This window comes from Kitasatospora sp. NPDC049285 (assembly GCF_040678815.1).
Lineage (GTDB): Bacteria > Actinomycetota > Actinomycetes > Streptomycetales > Streptomycetaceae > Kitasatospora.
The window spans coordinates 1-21354 of the sequence record NZ_JBFAQR010000038.1 but is presented as its reverse complement, the minus strand read 5'-3'; the positions used below and the strand labels follow the sequence as shown (position 1 = coordinate 21354).

Here is a 21354-nt window from a genome sequence, read left to right as displayed (position 1 = left end):
GCGCGGGGCTGTTGTCCGATTTGATGGGCAATTGGACGGTATGAACGGTGGGTGAATGCTCAGTTGACGGTGCGGGGGACGGCCCACGCACCGGGCGGGGCGTGCGCTAGGGCCTGTCTTCACACTGCCGTCGCAGCCCCGCGTCGTCTGGTGCGTGCTCTCGGCGTGCCGCGCGGAAGCCCTCGTACTGGGTGTACTTGGGCTTTCGCCCGGTGCGGCGAGAGTGCGTGCCAGGCGGCGTGGGGCAGACGGGAGTGTGAAGACAGGCCCTAGAGCGGCGCGGTCCCGGTGCGGTGATGGTGGGGGCTGATGCCGCGGACGCGTTTGAAGGCGGCGCTGAGGGCGAAGCCGCTGCCGTAGCCGACCCGGCGGGCGACGGCGTCGAGGGTGGCGTCGGGTTCGGTGAGGAGGTCGGCGGCGTGGGCGAGGCGCCAGTCGGTGAGGTAGGACATCGGGGGTTCGCCGACCAGGTCGGTGAAGCGGCGGGCCAGTGCGGCCCGGGAGACGCCGACCTCGGCGGCGAGTCCGTGGACCGTCCAGGCGCGGGCGGGGTCGGCGTGCAGCAGGGAGAGCGCGGGGCCGACCACCGGGTCGCCGTGGGCCCGGTACCAGACGGGTGCGTGGGCGGCGTCGCGGGCGAAGTGGCCGCGCAGGGCGGAGATCAGCAGCAGGTCGAGCAGCCGGTCCAGGACCACCTCCTGCCCGGGCCGGTCGTGGCCGATCTCGGCCTCCAGCAGCGGGACCAGCGGCGAGTCCCACTCCGCGGCGGGCAGCCGCAGCACCTGCGGGAGGGCGCGCAGCAGCCGTCCGCTGACCTCGCCGTGCAGCTGGTAGGTGCCGCTGATCAGCACCGTCGAGGCGTCCGGCGCGCTGCCCCAGGTGCGCACGCCCTGGTCGAGCGTCTCGCACATGCCCTCGCCGTCCGGCGTGGTGGAGACCTGCCCGGGGTGCACCACCACCAGCGGCGCGGTGTCCGGACGGTCGGCGACGGTGTACGGCTCGGGGCCGCGGACGATCGCCAGGTCGCCGGTGCGCAGCGGGACGGGCGGCGTGTCGTCCGGGACGATCCAGCCGTCGCCGCGGACCATGGTGAGCAGGGTGAGCGGCGCGCGGTCCGCGATCCGCACCGACCACGGCGGATCGAACACCGACCGCAGCAGGAACGCCCCCTGGGCGCGCGGGCCGGTGAGCAGTGCGGCGAGGGCGTCCATGGCGGTCAGCGTACGGCCGTCGACTTCCGGTCCGCAGCCCGGTTCCGGGCTGACGGTCCGTCCGATCTGGACGCTCGCGCATGGCAACGAGCGCCTCGGCCATGGCTCGTGACGGCCGGCGCGAGTTGACTGGGTGTCATGGAGATGCGAACGGGGGCACGGGGCATAGCGGTTCTTCGAACGGTGGCGCTGGTCGGGGCGGTGCTCACGACCGGACTGAGCGCGGGACTCTTCTACTCCTACGCCTGCTCGGTGATGCCGGGTCTGGCGAAGGTCGAGGACCGGGCGTTCGTCGACACCATGCAGCGGATCAACGTGGCCATCCTGAACGGGTGGTTCATGCTGACCTTCCTCGGCGCGCTGGTGCTGATCGTGCTCGCCGGGATCCTGCAGTGGCGCGGCGGCGACCGGACGGCGCTGCCGTGGATCGGCGCGGCGGCGGTGCTGTACCTGGTGATGCTGGTGATCACCGGGACGGTGAACGTCCCGCTCAACGACAAGTTGGCAGCGGCCGGCGCACCCGACCGGCTGGCCGACCCGGCGGCGGTGCGGGCGGCGTTCGAGGACGTGTGGGTGCGTTGGAACGTGGTCCGGGCGGTCGCCTCGACGGCCGCGTTCGGGTGCCTGACGTGGGCGCTGGTGGTGGCCGGGCGCAGCTCGGCCGTCTGACCGGCACCGCAGGACGGGAGCAGTGCGGCGGGCGTGAGGTGTAGCAGACTGCTACCGGAGCAGTGACCGAGTGTCCGACGACGAGAGGCGGCCCCCCGATGGCCAGCGTGGTGAAGATCAACGTGCTGACGGTTCCGGCGGAGATGCGCGAGACGCTGGAGCAGCGTTTCGCCTCTCGCGCCGGGGCGGTGGAGAACTCCGACGGCTTCGAGTGGTTCGAGCTGCTGCGACCGGTCGAGGGCACCGACCAGTACCTGGTGTACACCCGCTGGGCCAGCGAGGACGCGTTCCAGGCCTGGATGTCCGGCCCGATGCAGTCCGCGCACCGGCCCGCGCCCGAGGGCGGCGAGGCGCCGAAGCGTCCGGCGGCCAGCGACTCCACGCTGTGGTCCTTCGAGGTGGTCCAGTCGACCGGCCCGAAGCAGGGCTGACGGTCCGTCCGCGGACGAGGCCGCCGGCTCCGCGGCGGCCTCAGCGCGGGGTGAAGGCGGCGCGGCGGGTGGCCCGGCGCAGGGTGCGCAGCAGCGGCCCGCCGACGGTCAGGCAGAGCACGGCGGTCAGCGCGGCCCGCGGCAGGTCCCAACCCAGCGAGGTGGTCAGGCAGTACACCGCGAACCGGGCCAGGTTGGCGCCCAGCGGATCGCCCGGCACGAAGGAGATCGCGGTGCTCAACCCGCCGATGTACGGCCAGCCCTGCAGGTTCATCACGGTGCCGTAGCCGACCGCGGACAGCGCCCCGTAGCCCGCCAGCAGCAACTGCTCGCGGCGGCCGCGCAGCCGGGCCGCGCCGGGGAGCAGGCCCGCGCCCAGGCACACCCACCCCATCGCCAGCATCTGGAACGGCAGCCACGGGCCCACCCCGCCGGTCAGCAGACCCGAGGCGAACATCGACAGCGCGCCCAGCACGAACCCGAAGCCCGGGCCGAGGGCCCGCCCCGCGAGCACCATCAGGAAGAACATCGGCTCCAGCCCGGCGGTGCCCGCACCGAGCGGACGCAGCGCCGCACCCGCCGCCGCGAGCACCCCGAGCATCGCCACCGCCTTGGCGTCCAGCCCCGGCGCGCCGGTCGCCGCCCGGCCCTCGGACAGCTGCGCCACGGCGACCGCCAGCAGCAGCGGCAGCAGCAGGGCGAACAGCCACGGCGCGTCCGCGGAGTGCCCGACCAGGTCGGACCCGCGGGCCGCGAGCAGCGGCCAGCCGAACGCGGCCACGCCCACCGCGGAGACCAGCGCCAGCGTGAGCAGCGAGCTGCGGCCGAGCGGGACCGGGCGGGCGAGGGCGGACGGCGGGAGCGCGGGCGTCCCGGGGAGCCGGCGGTTCATCGGGGCGGCTCCAGGGCGGCGGCGACCTCGGCGACGGTCAGGTACGGCGGGAGGATCTTGGCGGTCTGCGGGGCGAAGGTCGGCGAGGCCAGCACCACCTCGGCGGTCGGGCCGTCCGCGACGATCTCGCCCTCGGCCAACACGGCCGTACGGTCGGCGAGTTCGGCGGCCAGTTCGACGTCGTGGGTGGCCAGCAGGACGGCGTGGCCCTCGGTGGCGAGCGCGCGCAGCGTGGTCACCAGCCGGGCCTTGGCCGCGTAGTCCAGACCGCGGGTCGGCTCGTCCAGCAGCAGCACCGGCGGACGGGCCGTCAGCACCACGGCCAGCGCGAGGGTGAGCCGCTGGCCCTCGGACAGGTCGCGCGGGTGGGTGCCGTCCGCGATGCCCGGCAGCAGGCCGGCGAGCAGCGCCCGGCAGGTGCCCGGCTCGGCGCCGGCGTCCGCGTCGGCGGCGGCGCACTCCTCGGCGACGCTCTCCGCGTACAACAGGTCGCGCGGGTCCTGCGGCACCAGGCCGACGGTGCGGATCAGCTCGCGGGGGCGGGACTTGTGCGGCGTCAGCCCGGCGATCCGGACGGTGCCGGAGGTGGGGGCGTGCAGCCCGACCAGGGCGCCCAGCAGGGTGGACTTGCCCGCCCCGTTGCGGCCCATCAACGCGGTGATCTCGCCGGGGAACAGGGCGAGTTCGACCCCGCGAAGCGCTGCCACGGGGCCCCGGGAGACCACCAGCCGGGCGGCCAGGGCGACGGGTTCGCCTGCGGCGGGCGGGGGTGGGGTCTTTGGGAGGGGCCTGCGGCGGCGTAGGAGTGACGGCTTGTCGGGTGCGGCGGCGACGGGTTCGCCTGCGGCGGGCGGGGGTGGGGTCTTTGGGAGGGGCTTGCGGCGGCGTAGGAGTGACGGCTTGTCGGGTGCGGCGGGCGGGAGTTGGCCGGTGGGTGTGCCTGCGGCGGCGGGGCGGGAGGGCGTCGAGGGTGTGTCGGGGCGGAGGCGGTGGTGGAGGGTGGGGGCTTGGCGGCGGGCGTCGCGGATGGTGAGGGGGAGCGGGGACCAGCCGGCCAGGCGGCCGAGGTCGACGACCGGGGGGCGGACGGGGGAGCGGGCCATGAGGGTGGCGGGGTCGCCGAGGACCGGGGGCTCGCCGGGGCCGGGGATCAGCAGCACCTGGTCGGCGTACTGGATGACGCGTTCCAGGCGGTGCTCGGAGAGCAGCACCGTGGTGCCGAGGTCGTGCACCAGCCGCTGCAGCACGGCCAGCACCTCCTCCGCCGCGCCCGGGTCGAGCGCCGAGGTCGGCTCGTCCAGCACCAGCACCTTGGGGTGGACGGTCAGCACCGAGCCGATCGCCACCCGCTGGCGCTGCCCGCCGGAGAGGGTGGAGAGCGCCCGGCCGCGCAGGTCGGCCAGGCCCAGCAGGTCGAGGGTCTCCTCCACCCGGCGCCGCATCACCGCCGGGGCCAGGCCCAACGACTCCATGCCGTAGGCGAGTTCCTCCTCCACCGTGTCGGTGACGAAGTGTCCGGCCGGGTCCTGCCCGACCGTGCCGACCAGGTCGGCGAGGTCGCGCGGCCGGTGGTCGCGGGTGTCCCGGCCGCCGACGGTGACCCGTCCGGTGAGGGTGCCGCCGGTGAAGTGCGGGACCAGCCCGCAGACCGTGCCCAGCAGCGTCGACTTGCCGGCGCCGGACGGGCCGACCAGTAGGCAGAGTTCGCCCTCCGGCACGGTCAGGTCGACGCCGCGCAGGGCGGGTTCGGCCGCGTCGGCGTAGTGGACACTGACCTGTTCGAAGGTGATCACCGGGTGCTCCGGGGCGGCTCGGGGGTGACGAAGGCGGGCAGCAGGCCGAGCAGCACCGCCGCGGCGGGCAGCAGCGGCAGGCGGGGCGCGGTCGGCGGGACGACGGACGGGGTGAGCGCCTCCGGGTAGCGGCTCGCGTAGCCGATCAGCGCCGCCGCGACCAGGACCCCCGAGGCGGCGGTCAGCCATTCCGGCAGTGCCCACGGGTCCGGCCGGTAGCGGGTCCTGACGGACCGCCGGCCGCCGAGCGCCAGTCCGGCCGCGCTCGCGCCCGCTCCGGCCAGCAGCACCGGCAGCGCCCACGGATGGCTGCCCTGGGAGAGCAGCCCGAACGTCCCGCAGCCCACCCCGAGCAGCCCCAGCAGGGTCAGCGCCCCGCCGGTGCGCAGCACCGCGCGCGGGACGTCCGCGGTGCGGCCGAAGCCGCGGGTGTCCATCGCCGCGGCCAGGGCCACCGAACGCTCCAACGCCCCCTCCAGCACCGGCAGTCCGACCGACAGCACCGCCCGCACCCCGCGGTCGGAGCGGCCGCGCAGCCGGCGCGCCGCGCGCAGCCGCCGCACGTCGGCGACCAGGTTCGGCGCGAAGGTCATCGCCACCACCGCGGCCACCCCCGCCTCGTACAGCGCGCCCGGCAGCGAGCGCAGCAGCCGGGACGGCGAGGCCAGCGCGTTCGCCGCCCCGACGCAGGCCAGCAGCACCGCCAGCCGCAGGCCCTCGTACAGCGCGAACAGCACCCCCTCGAGGGTCACCGCACCGCCCAGCCGCACCCCCTGTGCCCAGTCGGGGAGCGGGAGTTGAGGAAGCGTCAGGAGGACGTGGGTGCCGCCGACCGGGGAGCCCAGCACGATCGCGAACACCACCCGGGCGGCCAGCACCGCCAGCCCCAGCCGCAGGAACGCGCCGTACGAACGGGACCACGGCGCGTCGCTGCGGCGCGCCGCCACCACGAAGCCCGCGACCGCCAGGATCAGCAGCAGGAGCAGCGGCTCGGTGGTCCGGGACGCCGCCGCGGCCAGGCCCAGCGACCACAGCCACCAGGCACCGGGGTGCAGCGAGCGCACCAGCGAACGGCTGTGCACCGCGCGGGAGTTGTCGCGCGCGGCGGCTGGCGTGGGGCGGCCGGCCACGGTCAGCCGGTACGCCGGCGGCGGGCCTGCCAGACCGCGCCCGCGCCGAGCAGCAGGACGGCGGCGCCACCGGCGATCAGGCCGAGCGACGGGCCGCCGTCGCCGTCCTTGCCGCTCGCGGCGGAGCTCCCGGACACCTGCTCGCCGCACCCCGCGTGCGGGAAGCCCGCGATGGCGCACAGCAGGCCGTTGGAGTCGTAGCGCAGCGGCGGGGCGACGGCCGCCAGCACCTCCGCGGAGCTCGCCGCCGACGGCACCGAGGCGCAGGCGCTGCGCGGCGCGGCCGGCTGCTCCCCGTTCGGGGCGTCGGCGGCGGTGCCGAAGTCCAGCACCACGGCGACCCGCTTGTGCCCGCCGCTCGGCGCGGTGGCCGCGCAGATCGCGGCGAAGTCCGCGGCCGGGCCGGGCTTCGGCGTGTCCTGCCCGCCGTCCGGGCTCAGCACGAACCGCCAGCCGTCCACGCTCCCGTCCGCCGGCACGTTCGCGGTCGGCCCGAGCTGCTGGTACGCCCAGCCGTCCGGGCTCCCCTTCCAGAACGACCAGTACCGGTACCCGGCGGCGTGCGCGGGGGCGGCGGCGAGGCCGAGGACGAGGGAGAGAAGGAGGAGAACGAGAGCGAGGGGGAGGGGCCGGCCGGTCACGGCGCGAGCCCGCCCGCGGTGGCCGGCGACGGCGGGTGCCTGGCCGGGCCGGGGCCGGGAGCCGCCGCGCTGCACCGGCGGCTGCGCGGTGGAGCCGGTGGCAGGGCCGAGGGGGCGGAGCTGACGGGTGGTCATCGCTTCGGCCCGGCTTCCCCGGCGGAGCCGGTCATCGGTTCTGCTCCGGCTCGCCCTCGGCCGGGGCGTCCTCGGCGGGGGTGGCGCTCTCGGTCTCCGCGGCCGGCGTCGCCTCGGCGTTCGCGGCGGCGGCGTTGCGGCGGCGGTTGAGGCTGAGCAGGAGCCCGGCACCGATGCCGACCAGGAGGCCGACGCCGATCAGCCAGCCGGCCGAGAAGCCGGAGTTCTCGTCGGGCTCGGTGATCGCGGAGCCGGGGGCGCGGGTGGCCTGCGGGTCGCCCGCGGCGGGTGCCGACTTCGGCTTGGGGCCGGAGTCGACGAGCAGCTGGACCAGGTTGGCGCCGCCGAAGTTGTACGGGTCGAGCTTGGCGGCGCGGGCGGTGAGCACCAGGGTCGCGGCGGCGGCCGGGTCGGTGCCGTTCTTGCCCTGCGCGGCCCAGGCGTAGCCGTTGCCGGCCAGCCAGTCGGCGGCGCTGGCGGCCTCCGTGGCGTGGCCGGCCTGGACCAGGCCGAGCACCGCCCAGGCGGTGGAGTTGAAGTCCGGTCCGGCGGCCGCGCCGGGGGTGTCCAGCAGCAGGCGCTGGCCGCCGGCGGCGAGCTTGGCGGTCAGGTACGCGGAGTCGGCCTCGGCGGAGTCGGCGGGCGCCACGGTCGCGGCGCCCTGCCCGGCGTCACAGGCGAGCGGCTTGGGCGCGGCGGCCTTGCGGTCGGTGGTGGCGACCGGCAGGTGCCCGCCGGCGGCGGCCAGCAGGGCCTGCGCGGAGGCCAGCGTGTTGGCGGTGAGCGGGCTGCCCGGCACCGGCTGGTAGGCGAACGCGCCGCGCTGGTCGCCGGGGGCGGTGCAGCCGAGCTGGAAGCCGGCCAGGCCGTCCAGTGCGGAGTGGCCGGAGGCGGTCACCGAGGCCGGGTCGGTGCCCGCGGCGAGCAGCGAAGTGACGGCCAGCGCCGTGGAGTTGGCGTCACCGGGGGTGCCCGGGTTGTACGCCCAGGTGCCGTCCGGGTTCTGGTTGGCCTTGAACCAGGCGACGCCGCGGGCGACCTGGTCCTGGTGGCCGCCGAGCGCGGCGAGCGCCTGCACGGCCAGCGCGGTCGCGTTGGAGTCCTCGGTGGCGGGCGTGCAGGCGGCCGCGGCGTCGGCGCGGTAGGACGGCCAGCCGCCGTCCGCGCACTGCTGGCCGAGCAGCCAGTCGACGGCGGCGTCCGCGGGCACCACCTGCTCCTGGTGCAGGGCGAGCAGCGCCAGCGACTGCCGCCACACCCCGTCGTAGGTGGCGTCGCCCTTGCCGTACAGCCCGGCCGGCACGCCCGCGGGCGCAGCGGTGGTGGCGGTGGTGGTAGCAGCGGGGGCGGAAGGCGACGGCGAGGCGGTGTCGGCGAGCGCCGGGACGGCGGCGGCACCGGTGAGCAGGGCGCCGGTCAGTGCGGCGGCGCCCAGGCGGGCTGCGGTCAGCATGGTGAGGTGGGGTGCCTTTCGATGAGCGGTCGCAGCCGCCCGTGCACGCACACACGGGCCGCCCGTAGACCACGACGGAGGGGCCGCTCGCCTCCGGCCGGGCGGTCCGACTCGCCGCCCGCGCGGGGCGGCTCACGGTTGCGGGTCAGTGCCGGAGTCACACCGGTCTTTCCCCGGGCCGGGAGGCGGATGAAGTTGTCGGCGCGGCCGCGGGGACGCGGCCACGGCCCAAGACTCTATCCGGCGGTCCGCGCGCCGGTGGCCGCGGGAGGTGGAACCGGTTCCAGTTCCTCCGCTTCGCCGGACGGGTCGAGCAGGCGCGCCGCGGTGTGCAGGTCGGCCCGGACCTCGGCCAGCGAGGCCCGGCCGGACAGCCAGGCCAGCAGGGTCGCGTGCCAGGTGTGGCCGATCACCCGCAGCGCCGCCTGCTGCGCCGCGCCGGGCGGGCCGGGCAGCCGGGCCGCCTCCAGCACGATCGCCGAGGTGACCTGCGCGACCTCGTCCACCTCGCTGCCCACCGACCGGTCCGCGAAGGACAGCGCCCGCACCATCGCCTCGGCCAGCCGCGGTTCGCGCTGCAGCGCGTGGAAGGCGGTGGTGAGCGCCTCGGCGACCCGGCCGGCCGGGTCCGCGCCGCCCGGCGGACGCCGCCTCACCTGCTCGTGCAGCTGCTCCAGCTGCTCGCGCATCACCGCCACCAGCAGGTGCACCTTGGACGGGAAGTAGCGGTACAGCGTGCCCAGTGCGACCTGTGCGCTCTCCGCCACCTCGCGCATCTGCACGGCCTCGTAGCCGCCCCGGGCGGCCAGCGCGGTGGCGGCCCGCAGGATGCCCCGGCGGCGCTCTGCCTGGCGCGGCGTCAGCACCCCGTCGGCGGCGGCGGTCGAGGTCACGGCTACTCCCGGAGCGAGGTTCGGTACGGGCCACAGCGTGGCGTGAATCACCTGCCCGGGCTCCTGACGGGAAGCTACGGCCCGGTAATCTTCGAGGACTCTCGTTGTTCACTTTCCCCAACGACGAGCCCGCACCACTGTGAAACGTGATCTACTTTACCGGCCACCGGCCACGTCCGTCGCCGGTCCCGGTGAGTAGGGATAGGGGCCCCGGATGTCCGCGCTGCCGCCGCCGTCGCTGCGGATCGCCCTGCTGTCCTACCGCGGCGACCCGTTCTGCGGCGGCCAGGGCGTGTACGTGCGCCACCTGTCCCGCGAACTGGCCCGGCTCGGCCACCACGTCGACGTGATAGGCGCCCAGCCGTACCCCGTCCTGGACGAGGTCGAGGGCCCCGGCTCGGTGCGCCTGGTCGAACTCCCCAGCCTGGACCTGTACCGCGCCGACGACCCGTTCCGCACCCCCGCCGCCGGCGAGTTCCGCGGCCCGGTCGACGTGCTCGAGTACGCGGTGATGCGCACCGGCGGCTTCCCCGAACCGCTGACCTTCTCGCTGCGCGCCCGGCAGTACCTGGCCCGGCACAAGGGCCGCTACGACGTCGTGCACGACAACCAGACCCTCGGCTACGGCCTGCTCGGCCTGGCCCGGCACGGCTTCCCGCTGGTCACCACCATCCACCACCCGGTCACCGTGGACCGGCAGTTGGAGATCGACGCGGCCGCGACGACGCTGCAGAAGCTCGGCAAGCGCCGCTGGTACGCCTTCACCCGCATGCAGCGGCGGGTGGCCGCCCGGCTCGACCAGGTGATCACCGTCTCGGAGAGCTCCCGGGCCGAGATCTCCGAGCAGCTCGGCGCCGCCCCCGGCGCGGTCTCCGTCGTCCCGATCGGCGCGGACACCCGGCTCTGGTCGCCGTCCGAGCGGATCGCCCGGGTCCCCGGACGGATCGTCACCACCTCCAGCGCCGACGTCCCGCTCAAGGGCCTGGTGTACCTGGTCGAGGCGCTCGCCAAGGTCCGCACCGAACGCGAGGCCCACCTGGTGGTGGTCGGCAAGCCGCAGAAGGAGGACGGGCCGGTCGCCGACGCGGTGCGCCGGTTCGGCCTGGAGGCGCACATCGAGTTCCGCACCGGCCTGACCGACCGGGAGCTGGTCGACCTGTACCGCTCCGCCGAGGTCGCCTGCGTCCCCTCGCTGTACGAGGGCTTCTCCCTGCCCGCCGCCGAGGCGATGGCCACCGGCACCCCGCTGGTCGCCACCACCGGCGGCGCCATCCCCGAGGTGGCCGGCACCGACGGCGACACCAGCCTGGCCGTCCCGCCCGGCGACGCCGGCGCGCTGGCCGCCGCACTCGGCCGGCTGCTGGACGACCCGGAGCTGCGCGAGCGGCTCGGCGCGGCCGGCCGCGCGCGGGTGCTCGCCAACTTCACCTGGACCCGGGCCGCCGAGCTCACCGTCGAGCGCTACCGGGCCGCGATCGCCACCGGAGCCGGCGCCGCCGCCCGCTCCGGCCACGGCTGGCGCTACGTCAGCTGACGGTCCCTCAACCGTCGTACCACCCCTTCGTGAATGGGAGCCCCGCAGTGCTGACCGTCGACTTCTCCCGCTTCCCGCTCGCCCCAGGCGACCGGGTGCTCGACCTGGGCTGCGGCGGGGGCCGGCACGCGTTCGAGTGCTACCGGCGCGGCGCCAACGTGGTCGCCCTGGACCAGAACGCCGAGGAGATCGCCGAGGTCCGCAAGTGGTTCGCCGCCATGGAGCAGGCCGGCGAGGCGCCCGCCGGGGCCAGCGCCGTCGCCATGGAGGGCGACGCGCTCAACCTCCCGTTCGACGACGACACCTTCGACAAGATCATCATCTCCGAGGTGATGGAGCACATCCCCGACGACAAGGGCGTGCTCGCCGAGATGGTCCGCGTCCTCAAGCCCGGCGGGCTGCTCGCCGTCACCGTGCCCCGCTACCTGCCGGAGAAGATCTGCTGGGCGCTCTCCGACGCCTACCACGAGGTCGAGGGCGGCCACATCCGCATCTACAAGGGCGACGAGCTGGTCGAGAAGGTCCGCGAGGCGGGCCTGAACCCGTACGGCACCCACCACGCGCACGCCCTGCACTCCCCGTACTGGTGGATCAAGTGCGCGGTCGGCGTCGACAACGACAAGGCGCTGCCGGTCCGCGCCTACCACCAGCTGCTGGTCTGGGACATCGTCGGCACCCCCGTCATCTCCACCCTCACCAAGGCCGCCGAGAAGGCCCTCAACCCGGTCATCGGCAAGTCCTTCGTGGTGTACGCCAGCAAGCCGCGGACCGGCGAGTGACGGCCGCCGTCCCCGAGGCGCTGCTGCTCGACGGTGTACTCGACGCCGCGCAGGCCGCCGACACCGTCCGCGCGATCCTCGCCCACCAGCAGCCCGACGGCGCCATCCCGTGGTTCCACGGCGGCCACCTCGACCCGTGGGACCACACCGAGGCCGCGATGGCCCTCGACACGGCCGGCGAACACGCCGCCGCCGAGGCCGCCTACCGGTGGCTCGCCGACCGGCAGAACCCGGACGGCTCCTGGTACGCCGCGTACGCCTACGGGCAGCCCGACCACGCCGACGGCACCGCCACCGACCTGGCCCGCGAGTCCAACTTCTGCGCCTACGTCGCCGTCGGCGCCTGGCACCACCACCTCGCCACCGGCGACGACCGCTTCCTGGAACGCCTCTGGCCCACCGTCAGCCGCGCCCTCGACTACACCGTCGGCCTGCGCCTGCCCGACGGCCCGATCGCCTGGCGGCAGGACCCCGACGGCGCCGTCGCCACCGACGCGCTGCTCACCGGCTCCTGCTCGGTCCTGCACGCCCTGCGCTGCGGGCTCGCCATCGCCGACCACCTCGACCGGCCGCAACCCGACTGGGAACTGGCCGCCGGACGGCTGCGCCACGCCATCGCCCACCACCCCGAGCGGTTCCTCGACAAGGACCGCTACTCGATGGACTGGTACTACCCCGTCCTCGGCACCGCGCTGCGCGGCGACGCCGCCAGCCGGCGGCTCACCGCCCAGTGGGACCGCTTCGTCGTCCCCGGCCTCGGTGTCCGCTGCGTCAGCGACCGGCCGTGGGTCACCGGCGGCGAGAGCGCCGAACTCGCCCTGGCGCTGTGGGCCGCCGGACAGTCCGACCGCGCGGTGGAGATCCTCCGCTGGATCCAGCACCTGCGGCACGAGGACGGCTCCTACTGGACCGGCTACGTGTTCGAGGACGACGCGATCTGGCCGGAGGAGCGCACCACGTGGACGGCGGGCGCGCTGCTGCTCGCGGTCGCGGCGCTGGGGGGCGACCATGCGACGGTGTCGGTGTTCGGGGGGGACGAGTTGCCGAGTGGGCTGGTTGTCAACGACTGCTGTTGAGGGGTGAACGCAGAGATCCGCCCGGGGAGGGGAGTTCCCTTCCCGGGCGGATCTTGCTGTGCGTGGGTGGTTGCTCGCGCCCCTGCGGGGCGCGACCGGGTCAGCCGCGCTGGATGCCTGACGTGTCGTTGAGGACGCCGTGGGTGCCGTCGGGGAGCTGGGCGACCAGGGTGGCGCCGTGCTGGTCGACGGCGAGGTACCAGGTACCGGGGACGAGCTCGCCGACCGGGGGGAGGCCCGGGTTGTCCTTGTTGGCGAGCTGGCGGACGGCCGGGACGGCGAACCAGAACGGGGCGAACGGGGCGGCGGGCTGGGCGGCCTGCGGCGGGACGACGTCCTGGATGGCCGGCTGCACGGCGGTCGGCTGCGGCGCCGGGACGGCCTGCGCGGCGACGGGCTGGGCGGAGGACTGCGGGAAACCGTAGCCCCCGGCCGGCTGGTGCGCGCCGTACGGCTGCGGCTCCGGCTGCTGCTGGGCGGCGTAGGCCTGCGGGGCCTCGGGCTGCTGCTGGGCCGGGAACGCCTGCTGCTGGGCGGCCGGGTCGGGGTAGCCGTACGGGCCGGGCTGGCCCGGCTGCGGGGCGCCGGGGGCGCCCGGGTACTGGCCGAAGTTCTGCGGGACGGTCGGCGCCGGGGGCTTGTCCGACATCAGCGGGGCCTGCAGCACGGGCAGCAGCGGGCCGCCCGCGGTGGCGGCCACCAGGACCAGCAGCGAGAGCAGGCCCAGCCAGGCACCGATGCCGTGGCTGAGGCCGGTGCCGCCGCCGAGGACCGAGAACAGCGAGGTCCACAGCGCGGCCACCGACAGCGCGGTGCCCCACTGGTCCAGGCGCAGCCCGAGCACCTGCTTGGTGGCCCAGGCCTCGCCCTGCAGGCGGAACAGCAGGGTCAGCGCGGCGGAGGCGATGCCCAGCACGAAGACCGAGGTGAGCACCGGGAACAGCTCCGGCGCCCAGCCGTTGCGGGACAGGCCGCTGCACAGGCCGCCGCAGTCCACGGAGACGTAGGGCAGGAAGGACGAGACGAGGAGCAGTACGGCCGCACCGGCGACGGCGGCGTCCCCCCTGGTGAGAGCGCGCAGATTCACTGACGTTCCCCTCATTGGTGTAGTCGTGGTCGGCGGTCGGCGGTCGGGACTCCGCGGTGGCGGAACGGCCCGACGGGGCAAAAGCCTAGAGCCAAGCCGTCGTCGTGTGCACAGCACCCTCCGGATCCGGTCGGACCGGGTCGGCCGGGAGGGCATCGGACGGGAGTGGTTCCTGACCGGGCGTCACCCGGAGAGGTAGGAGGTCAGGGCGTCGGCGAGGGCCTGCGCGGCCTGCTGGCGCCACTGCGGGTCGGTCAACCGCTTGGCATCGGCGGCGTTGCGCATGTTGCCGCACTCGATGAAGACCTTGGGTACCTTGGAAAGGTTGAGCCCGCCCAGATCGCTGCGGGTGTCCAGGCCCTGCTGCCCGATGTAGTCGGCGTACGGCTCACCGGTGCCCGCCTTGAAGGTGTCGCGCAGCAGCACCCCGAGCCGGTGCGAGGGGTCGACGATCCCCGAGGTGTCGGCGACCCCGGCGGTCACCCTGGCGGGCATGATCACGTGGAAGCCGCTGCCGGAGGCCGGCGCGCCGTCCCCGTGCACCGAGACCGCGGCGTCCGCCTTGGCCTCGTTGCCTATCCGGGCGCGCTCGTCGATGCACGGGCCCCAGGCGCGGTCGCCGTCCTGGGTGAGCACCACCTTCGCGCCGCGGTCCTGCAGGATCTGCCGGGCCCGGTGCACCACGTCCAGCGTGAAGTCGGCCTCGGCGTACCCCGCGTTGGTCGCGGTGCCGGTGGTGTCGCACTCCTTGCGGGCGTTGCCTATGTCCACCTGGCGGTTGATCTCGGTGGTGTGCCGGGCGTTGCCCGTGTTGTGGCCCGGGTCGAGCAGCACGGTCCGGCCGGCCAGCGGACGCCCGGCGGCGGACGCGGCCGGGGAGGGCGCCGCCGCGGAGGCGGCGGACGGGCTGTCGGCCGCAGCGGCACCGGACGGGCCGTCGGACGGGTCGACCCGGTCGCCCTCCGCGAAGTGCGGCGAGGCCGCGGCGGGCGGGGCGGCCTGGCGCGAACTGTTCGTCGTCGCCTGCCAGCCCAGCCAGCCGATCAGGCAGACGGGCAGCACCACGCCGGCCACCTTCGCGGCGGGCCGCCAGAGGGCGGTGCGCCGCGCCGGGTCGGCGTGGTCCTCGGGTCCCATGGGGTGCTCGGTGGTGCGGCCGGTCACGTGCTTCTCAGATCCTGTCCCAGGTACGCGCCGTCAGACCGTAGGCGTCGGCGATCGGCTTCCACTTCGCCACGAAGTCCTTCTTCGACTGGGTGGCCTGCGGGTTGAGGTCGTTGGCGCGGTTCAGGTCGGCGGTGGTGGGCGCCGAACCGTTGGTGCACCCCTGCGTGGACACGGTACGCGCCCACGTCGCGTACGCGCGGTCGATGTCCCCGGACTGCTGCCACGCGGTCTTCAGCGTCTGCACCGCCTCCGCGCCGCCCGGCAGGTCGGACGTCTGCAGCCCGGCCAGCTCGGTGATCAGCTGGTCGCGCTGCTCGGCGCCGGTGTCGAACACCTTGGCGGCGCTCTCCACCTCCGGCTTCGCCGGGCAGCTGCGTACCTTCGCCACCGCGCTGCCGATCGGCGCCTTGGCGTTCTCCCCCTTGGTCAGCAGCGCGTCCAGCGCCTTCGCCTGCGCCGCCGCGTTCGGGCCGGCCGCGCCCGCCGAGGCGGAGGCCGACGCGGACGCCGACGGCGAACCCGAGGCCGCCGGAGCGCTCTGCGGGTCGCCCGGCGTGCCCGAACTCGCCGGCGGCGGTGGCGCGGTGCCCGCGCCCTTCGCCTGGCCCGGGTCGTCGCCGCTGTTCTGCACCGCCCACACCACGCCGACGCCGATCACCAGCAGCAGCGCCACCGCCGCGCCGACCAGCACCGGGGTGCGCCGGCGCCGCGGGTCCTCCTCGTAGTCGAACTCCGGCTGGGCCGCGAAGTCCGGCTGCGGGTCGAGGTTCGGCTGCCGGCCGAACGGCGGCTGCTGCCCGAACGGCGGCTGGCCGCCGCCGGGGGGCTGGGCGTTGTACGGCTGCTGCGGGCTGAAGGGCTGCGGCGGGGCGTTGAAGCCCTGCCCGCCGAAGCTCTGCTGGTTGCCGTAGCCCGGCTGCTGCCCGTAGCCCGGCTGCTCACCGTAGCCCGGCTGGTCCGGGTAGCCCTGCTGACCGCCGAAGGGCGGCGGGGGCGCCGCCTGCGGGAAGCCGCCGGACTGCGATGCGGCGCCCGCGTACGGGGCCGGTCCCGGCGGGGCAGCGGGCGGTGCCTGCTGCGGGGCCGGGCCGGTCGGGCCCGGCTCGGTGCGGGGCGGCCGGACCGGCGTGGCGGCGGGAGTGCGCGGCGGGGCCGCGGGCGGGACCGGGTAGGGCGCCGCGGCGGGGGCCTGCGGCGGGTTCGGGCCGGGCAGCGGCGACTGGGCGGACGGGGACGCCGGGTCGGGCGTGATCGGGCGGCGGACCCAGCCGCCCGCGCCGTTGTTCGCCGTCGGGTCCCAGACCGCCCTGGCGTTGTTGCCCTGTTCCGTCATGCGCCGCCTCGCCCCCAACTCGCCGGTCGGGCACCGCTGCCGGTGCCGCCACGTCCGAACGGCGCCTCCCACCCGGACCGTTCGCCGTCTGCCGCCGACACCGTACCGGCCGATTCCTGACCGGGCCACGGCGGTCCAGCAGTCGGCGGTCCGGGAGTCGGCGCCGCCCCGAGGATGACGTTAGGCCCCGGGTGATCGTTCCCGCGGAAGGCCGGGCTGATCGAGCTGACCGGGCGTCAGGAGGTGGCGGCGCCCTCGCGGCGCAGCACGCGCAGCGAGCCGGTCACCGAGACCTCGCGGAAGCCGTCGGCGAGGGCCCGCAGGTAGACCCGGTACGGGGCCTGGCCGCCGTCCGCCGGGTCGGGGAAGACGTCGTGGATGACCAGCAGGCCGTCCTCGGCGAGGTGCGGCGCCCAGCCCTGGTAGTCGCCGCCGGCGTGCTCGTCGGTGTGCCCGCCGTCGACGAAGACCAGCGCCAGCCGGCCCTGCCAGACGGCGGCGATCTGCGGGGAGCGGCCGACCATGGCGATCACGTGGTCCTCCAGCCCGGCCGCGTGCAGGGTGCGGCGGAACCGGGGCAGGGTGTCCATCAGGCCGACCTCCGGGTCGACCAGGGTCGGGTCGTGGTACTCCCAGCCGGGCTGCTGCTCCTCCGAGCCGCGGTGGTGGTCGACGGTCAGCGCGACGGTGCCGGTGCGGCGGGCGGCGTCCGCCAGCAGGATCGCCGACCGCCCGCAGTAGGTGCCGATCTCCAGCAGCGGCAGCCCGGTCCGCGTCGCCGCCTCGACGGCCGCCGCGTACAGCGCCAGGCCCTCGTCCTCGGGCATGAAGCCGGTGGCCTGCCGGAACGCCGCGAGCACCTCGGCGTCGGGGGCGTCGGCGGCGAGGGGAGTGTCGGTCATCGGGTGCTCCTGCCGGGCTGGTCGGTGGACTGACCCAGGACCCTACTGGATGGTAGCCAGCCGGTGCTCAGAGCAGGTCGCGCGCGATCCGCTCCCGGTGCCCGGCCAGTTCGGCCTCGATCGCGGCGTCCTCGGCGGCGTCCAGCACCACGGGGTGGCGGTCGGACGGCGGCGGGGGAGCGGTGGCGAGCATCCGCAGCCGCAGGTGGGTCGGCGGGTGCGAGCCGTCGACCGCGCCCAGCTCCCGCTCGGACAGCCGCAGGCGGCGCTCCACCTCGATCGGCGGGATGGAGCGGGTGGCCTCGGCCAGCGACTGCCACAGGTCCGGCGCCGCCGGCTGCCCGGTACGGCCGGGGCGCGGGCGCGGCAGGGCGCGCTGACGGAGGATCACCGTCTCGACGGTGGACGAGTGGAGGATCCCGGTCAGCATGCCGCGGGTGTCCGCCACCGAGGTCAGCCCGGCGGCCAGCCGGTCGGCGCGGTACTCGGCGGCCTGCCCGGAGCGCAGGTTCAGACGGTGCATCAGCTCGGTCAGTCCGAGCACCCCCTGGTGCACCACCCACAGCAGCAGGGCGGCGGCCGCGGCGGCCGCGACCACCATGAGGTTGCCCCTGGTGTCGACGCGGCCGGGCCGGGTCAGCAGCGACCACTCCTCCAGGGCGCGAACCGCCGAGCCGGTCCACAGACTGCGCCGGTTGTCCCGGTTCACGCCGTGGCCGAACTCGTGGCCGAGCAGCGCCACCTTCTGCTGCCGGGTCAGCGTCGCCCACAGCGGCAGGCCGATCACCAACTGCCGGCGGCGGCGCAGGCCGAGCACGCCGAAGCCCGCGTTGAACGCGCCGTCGACCGCGATCAGGTCGACCGGCGCCGTCCCCAGGGCCGCCGCGGTGCGGTCCGCCAGCGCGTACAGCGCCGGCGCGGACTCCCGGGCGAGGACGTTCGGGCCGCGCTCGGGCCGGCCCAGCCGCGGCCGTAGCGCGAACGCCACGCACAGCCCGATCACCCCCAGCACCGGCCCGGGCCAGCCCGGCAGCAGCAGCCCGGACACCAGGCCGAGGGCGAGCAGCAGCACGCCGAGCGACACCAGGTGGACCAGCCCCGCCAGGGCGAACGCCGCCGCCACCGAGCGGTCCCGGAAGTTGGACCCGCCCGCCGCGACCAGCTCGAACACCTGCTCCGTGCGCGCCCGGACGGCCCGTCGACGGCTCTCGGTACGCCGCTCGGCCCGCACGGCGCGGCGCCGCTCGCGCTTGCTCCGCGCCGGGTCGGCCCGCTTCGACGGGATCAGGTTCCACTCGCAGGCGGGGCACCAGACGGGGAAGCGGTCGTGCCCGGCCAGGGCGGCGGCGCACTGCGGGCAGCGCTGGGTCTCCACGGCGGCGCCGCCGGCGGCATCGGCACTGGTGGCACGGGGTTCGGTCATCGACACGGCGGCGGATCATGCCATGCTGCGGACCGCCCTGGGAAGGGGCTTTCACCACCCGGACGGCCGGAGCCGAGCGGGGGCGGCCTGCCGGGCGGCGGCGGTGATGCGCTATACAGGATCGGTCCGCAGTAGAACGCGTTCCAGTGCCGGGCGGTGGTCCGGCGACGCGTTCCAGCTCAGTGCCGCCGCTCCCGCGGGTGGTGGCCGCACCCTCGGAGAGCCCGTGCGCGCAGCGATCCTGCACCAGACCGGCCAGGACACCCTGGACGTCCGCGAGGACGTCGAGGCGATCGGCTTCGGCCCCGGCCGGGTCCGGGTCCGGCTGCACGCCACCAGCCTCTGCCACTCCGACCTCTCCGCGATGGCCGGGATCCTGCCGCAGCCCGCCCCGTTCGTCCCCGGCCACGAGGGCGCCGGCGAGGTGCTGGAGGTCGGCGAGGGCGTCACCGGCCTCGCCCCCGGCGACCGCGTGGTGCTCTGCTGGATGCCGCCGTGCGGCACCTGCGCCCTGTGCCGGCGCGGCGACACCCACCTGTGCGTGGCCTCGATCCGGCGGCTCGGCACGCCCACCTTCCGGATCGGCGGCGCCGACGGCGGGCAGGACGCGTACGGCTTCTACGGCACCGGCACCTTCGCCGAGGAGCTGGTGGTCGCCGCGGACGCCCTGTTGCCCGTCCCCGCCGACCTGCCGTACGAGCTGGCGGCGCTGATCGGCTGCGGCGTCACCACCGGCCTCGGCGCGGCGATCAACACCGCCCGGATCGAGCCGGGTTCGGCGGTCGCGGTGATCGGCGCGGGCGGCGTCGGCGTCGCCGCCGTGCAGGGCGCGCGGATCTGCGGCGCGGCCCGGATCACCGTGGTCGACCCGGTCGAGTCGCGGCGCACCCGGGCGCTCGCCTTCGGCGCCACCGACGCGATCGCCCCCGAGGAACTCAAGGCCGCCGCCCGCACCCTGCCCGCCGGCGGCTACGACTACGTCATCGAGGCGGTCGGCCGCTCCGCCACCGTCCGGGCCGGCTACGACGCCGCCCGGCGCGGCGGAGCCGTGGTGGTGGTCGGCGCGGGCGCCGCCGACGACCGGGTCTCCTTCAGCATGGGCGAACTCTTCTTCAACGAGAAGCGGTTGCTGCCCTCGATGTACGGCGGCGGGGACGTCCGGCGCACCGCCGACCGCGCCGTCGAACTCTGGCGGGCCGGCCGCCTCGACCTGGCCGCCATGGTCACCCACCGGCTGCCGCTGACCGAGGTCAACGAGGCGATCCGGCAGATGCGCAGCGGCGAGGCGCTGCGGACGATCCTCACCGTGGACTGACGGCCCGTGGGCTGACGTGCCGCGGGCTGACGTGCCGTGACCTGACGCCTCGTCGAGGGGTGGTGAACGGCCGACGCTCCCGGGCCCGGTCAGGACGGTGACGGGCGGGGGAGCGTCGGCAGTTCGGGTGGGGCGCTGCGCCGCCGCGGGCGGTGGCCCGGCGGCGGCGCGGCCCGTGACTCAGCGGCGGTGGCGGCCGTGCGGGTCCGCGTCGGCGGCGTCGTCGTTGGCGGTCACGCCGCGGTGCCGGCCGTGCGCCGCGTGGTCGGCGGCCTCGTCGGCGCCCGGCGCGCCGTGGTCGTGCTCGGTGGTGTCGTTGAGGGACTCGGACATCGGGTCAGTCGTCTCCGTGGGAATGGCTGGTTCTGCGGTGGGTGCCACCCGGCACGCCGGAGCGGTCGGTACACGGGCAGCAGGCAACCGGCCGTCCTCGTGGCGGCCCGCGCGGGGGCCACGATAACGGCCGAATCGGATCGGAGCCTATCCAAACCGGCCCCCGGCGCGCCGGTTTCGGCGAACCTGCGACCGCTGGCGGTCATGCCGCGTGCTCCGCCGCGTCCGCCGAACCGGCGCGCTGCCCGGCCTCGACCGGCGGTGCGAGCGGGGCCGGACGGGCTGCCTGAGGGGGCGCCGGGCGGGGTGCCTGGGGTGCCTGCGGTGCCTGAAGGGGTGCCTGAGGGGGTGCCGAACCGCGCCAGTGGCCGACCAGTTCGCGGTAGAGCGGCGAGAGGACCTGCAGGTCGCCGTGGCCGGCGAGGATCCCGCGGCCGCCGTCCAGCAGCAGCACCCGGTCGGCGCGCACGGCGGACGCGATGCGGTGCGCCACCACGAGCAGCGTGCCCGGCCGGTCCGCGAAGGCCCGCTCCACCCGCTCCTCCGCGGCGGCGTCCAGGTGGCAGGTCGCCTCGTCCAGCACCACCGTCGGTGCCGGGGAGAGGAACGTCCGGGTAAGGGCGAGCAGTTGACGCTCCCCGGCGGAGAGCGCGGCGGGCGCCCCGATCGGGCCGTCCAGCCCACCGAGCCGCTCGATCAGCCGGTCGGCGCCCAACCGCTCGGCGATGTCCAGGAGTTCGGCGTCCGTGTGCGGGGTCGGCCGCGGCCAGCAGAGGTTCTCGCGGACCGTGCCCTCGAACACGTACGCCTCCTGCGGGACCAGCGCCAGGCGCAGTGCCCGTTCCGCCGCGGGGAGTTGGGCGAGCGACAGGCCGTCGACGAGCACCTCGCCGGCGTCCGGGGCGAGCAGCCCGGCCAGCAGGGCGGCCAGCGTCGACTTGCCGGTGCCGCTCGGCCCGACCACCGCCAGGTGGCCGCCCGGACGGACGGTGAACCCGAGACCGTCCAGCACCGGGCGGGCGGTCGGCCGGTGGGCGAAGCGCAGGCCGTGGACGGCGAGTTCGCCCCGGGGGGCCCGGCCGGCGGGGGCATCCGGCCGGGCGGGCGCCGGTGCGGGCGCGGGCGCGGGCGCGGGCGCGGGTGCGGGCGCGGGTGCG

Annotated in this window: 20 protein-coding genes and 1 riboswitch; of the genes, 6 read left to right on the top strand and 14 right to left on the bottom strand. The window is 75.9% G+C overall.

Annotation, left to right across the window (positions count from 1 at the left end; genetic code table 11):
- Nucleotides 1-269: 269 nt before the first annotated feature.
- Nucleotides 270-1211: an AraC family transcriptional regulator gene (locus AB0K51_RS22730; RefSeq protein ID WP_363458425.1), complete on the bottom strand. Its 942-nt coding sequence runs from the start codon at nucleotides 1209-1211 to the stop codon at nucleotides 270-272.
- Nucleotides 1212-1349: 138 nt separating this feature from the next.
- On the opposite strand from AB0K51_RS22730, the gene AB0K51_RS22725 reads away from it, so the two are divergent.
- Nucleotides 1350-1880, top strand: a complete 531-nt coding sequence (locus AB0K51_RS22725) for an anthrone oxygenase family protein (RefSeq protein ID WP_363458423.1) — start codon at nucleotides 1350-1352, stop codon at nucleotides 1878-1880.
- A gap of 98 nt (nucleotides 1881-1978) precedes the next feature.
- Entirely contained in the window at nucleotides 1979-2311 is a 333-nt protein-coding gene (locus tag AB0K51_RS22720) for an antibiotic biosynthesis monooxygenase (protein ID WP_363458422.1), read from the top strand.
- A 40-nt stretch (nucleotides 2312-2351) separates the two neighbouring features.
- Here the strand turns inward: AB0K51_RS22720 and AB0K51_RS22715 are convergent, their stop codons facing one another.
- The 6 genes from AB0K51_RS22715 to AB0K51_RS22690 form a co-directional block, all read right to left on the bottom strand.
- Entirely contained in the window at nucleotides 2352-3203 is an 852-nt protein-coding gene (locus AB0K51_RS22715; protein ID WP_363458420.1) for an ECF transporter S component, read from the bottom strand.
- Complete coding sequence (locus tag AB0K51_RS22710; protein WP_363458418.1) at nucleotides 3200-4996, bottom strand: ATP-binding cassette domain-containing protein; 1797 nt, start codon at nucleotides 4994-4996, stop codon at nucleotides 3200-3202. Before AB0K51_RS22710 ends, AB0K51_RS22715 begins: the two co-directional genes overlap by 4 nt.
- A complete protein-coding gene (locus AB0K51_RS22705) occupies nucleotides 4993-6078 on the bottom strand; it encodes a CbiQ family ECF transporter T component (RefSeq protein ID WP_363458500.1) in 1086 nt (361 codons plus the stop codon). The genes AB0K51_RS22710 and AB0K51_RS22705 overlap by 4 nt, the downstream gene beginning before the upstream one ends.
- 50 nt (nucleotides 6079-6128) lie before the next feature.
- Nucleotides 6129-6902: an SCO2322 family protein gene (locus AB0K51_RS22700; RefSeq protein WP_363458416.1), complete on the bottom strand. Its 774-nt coding sequence runs from the start codon at nucleotides 6900-6902 to the stop codon at nucleotides 6129-6131.
- A gap of 31 nt (nucleotides 6903-6933) precedes the next feature.
- On the bottom strand, nucleotides 6934-8355 hold the full coding sequence (locus tag AB0K51_RS22695) for a hypothetical protein (RefSeq protein WP_363458414.1): 1422 nt from the start codon (nucleotides 8353-8355) through the stop codon (nucleotides 6934-6936).
- 103 nt (nucleotides 8356-8458) lie between these two features.
- A riboswitch (cobalamin riboswitch) is annotated at nucleotides 8459-8529 on the bottom strand.
- 62 nt (nucleotides 8530-8591) lie between these two features.
- The gene (locus tag AB0K51_RS22690; RefSeq protein ID WP_363458412.1) at nucleotides 8592-9248 is read right to left on the bottom strand and encodes a TetR family transcriptional regulator; all 657 of its coding nucleotides are present in this window, start codon (nucleotides 9246-9248) and stop codon (nucleotides 8592-8594) included.
- 214 nt (nucleotides 9249-9462) lie between these two features.
- Between AB0K51_RS22690 and AB0K51_RS22685 the strand changes: the two genes are divergently transcribed.
- Genes AB0K51_RS22685 through AB0K51_RS22675 form a run of 3 tightly spaced genes read left to right on the top strand, consistent with a single transcriptional unit; the run spans nucleotide 9463 to nucleotide 12637 of the window.
- Entirely contained in the window at nucleotides 9463-10782 is a 1320-nt protein-coding gene (locus tag AB0K51_RS22685; RefSeq protein ID WP_363458410.1) for a glycosyltransferase family 4 protein, read from the top strand.
- Nucleotides 10783-10829: 47 nt separating this feature from the next.
- Nucleotides 10830-11561: a class I SAM-dependent methyltransferase gene (locus tag AB0K51_RS22680; protein ID WP_363458498.1), complete on the top strand. Its 732-nt coding sequence runs from the start codon at nucleotides 10830-10832 to the stop codon at nucleotides 11559-11561.
- Nucleotides 11558-12637, top strand: coding sequence for a prenyltransferase/squalene oxidase repeat-containing protein (locus AB0K51_RS22675; RefSeq protein ID WP_363458409.1), 1080 nt, complete (start codon nucleotides 11558-11560; stop codon nucleotides 12635-12637). Before AB0K51_RS22680 ends, AB0K51_RS22675 begins: the two co-directional genes overlap by 4 nt.
- Before the next feature lie 100 nt (nucleotides 12638-12737).
- Here the strand turns inward: AB0K51_RS22675 and AB0K51_RS22670 are convergent, their stop codons facing one another.
- The 5 genes from AB0K51_RS22670 to AB0K51_RS22650 form a co-directional block, all read right to left on the bottom strand.
- Nucleotides 12738-13724, bottom strand: a complete 987-nt coding sequence (locus tag AB0K51_RS22670) for a hypothetical protein (RefSeq protein ID WP_363458407.1) — start codon at nucleotides 13722-13724, stop codon at nucleotides 12738-12740.
- Nucleotides 13725-13907: 183 nt separating this feature from the next.
- Complete coding sequence (locus tag AB0K51_RS22665) at nucleotides 13908-14888, bottom strand: N-acetylmuramoyl-L-alanine amidase (protein WP_363458405.1); 981 nt, start codon at nucleotides 14886-14888, stop codon at nucleotides 13908-13910.
- Nucleotides 14889-14895: 7 nt separating this feature from the next.
- A complete protein-coding gene (locus tag AB0K51_RS22660) occupies nucleotides 14896-16224 on the bottom strand; it encodes a hypothetical protein (RefSeq protein ID WP_363458403.1) in 1329 nt (442 codons plus the stop codon).
- A 236-nt stretch (nucleotides 16225-16460) separates the two neighbouring features.
- On the bottom strand, nucleotides 16461-17126 hold the full coding sequence (locus AB0K51_RS22655) for a class I SAM-dependent methyltransferase (protein ID WP_363458402.1): 666 nt from the start codon (nucleotides 17124-17126) through the stop codon (nucleotides 16461-16463).
- A 67-nt stretch (nucleotides 17127-17193) separates the two neighbouring features.
- Nucleotides 17194-18549: a M48 family metallopeptidase gene (locus tag AB0K51_RS22650; protein ID WP_363458400.1), complete on the bottom strand. Its 1356-nt coding sequence runs from the start codon at nucleotides 18547-18549 to the stop codon at nucleotides 17194-17196.
- A 226-nt stretch (nucleotides 18550-18775) separates the two neighbouring features.
- Between AB0K51_RS22650 and AB0K51_RS22645 the strand changes: the two genes are divergently transcribed.
- Nucleotides 18776-19864: an alcohol dehydrogenase catalytic domain-containing protein gene (locus tag AB0K51_RS22645; RefSeq protein ID WP_363458398.1), complete on the top strand. Its 1089-nt coding sequence runs from the start codon at nucleotides 18776-18778 to the stop codon at nucleotides 19862-19864.
- A 180-nt stretch (nucleotides 19865-20044) separates the two neighbouring features.
- Here the strand turns inward: AB0K51_RS22645 and AB0K51_RS22640 are convergent, their stop codons facing one another.
- Together AB0K51_RS22640 and AB0K51_RS22635 are read right to left on the bottom strand one after the other, a co-directional pair.
- On the bottom strand, nucleotides 20045-20197 hold the full coding sequence (locus AB0K51_RS22640) for a hypothetical protein (RefSeq protein ID WP_363458396.1): 153 nt from the start codon (nucleotides 20195-20197) through the stop codon (nucleotides 20045-20047).
- A 202-nt stretch (nucleotides 20198-20399) separates the two neighbouring features.
- The coding region (locus tag AB0K51_RS22635; RefSeq protein ID WP_363458394.1) for an ABC transporter ATP-binding protein at nucleotides 20400-21354 on the bottom strand (955 nt) is incomplete at its 5' end.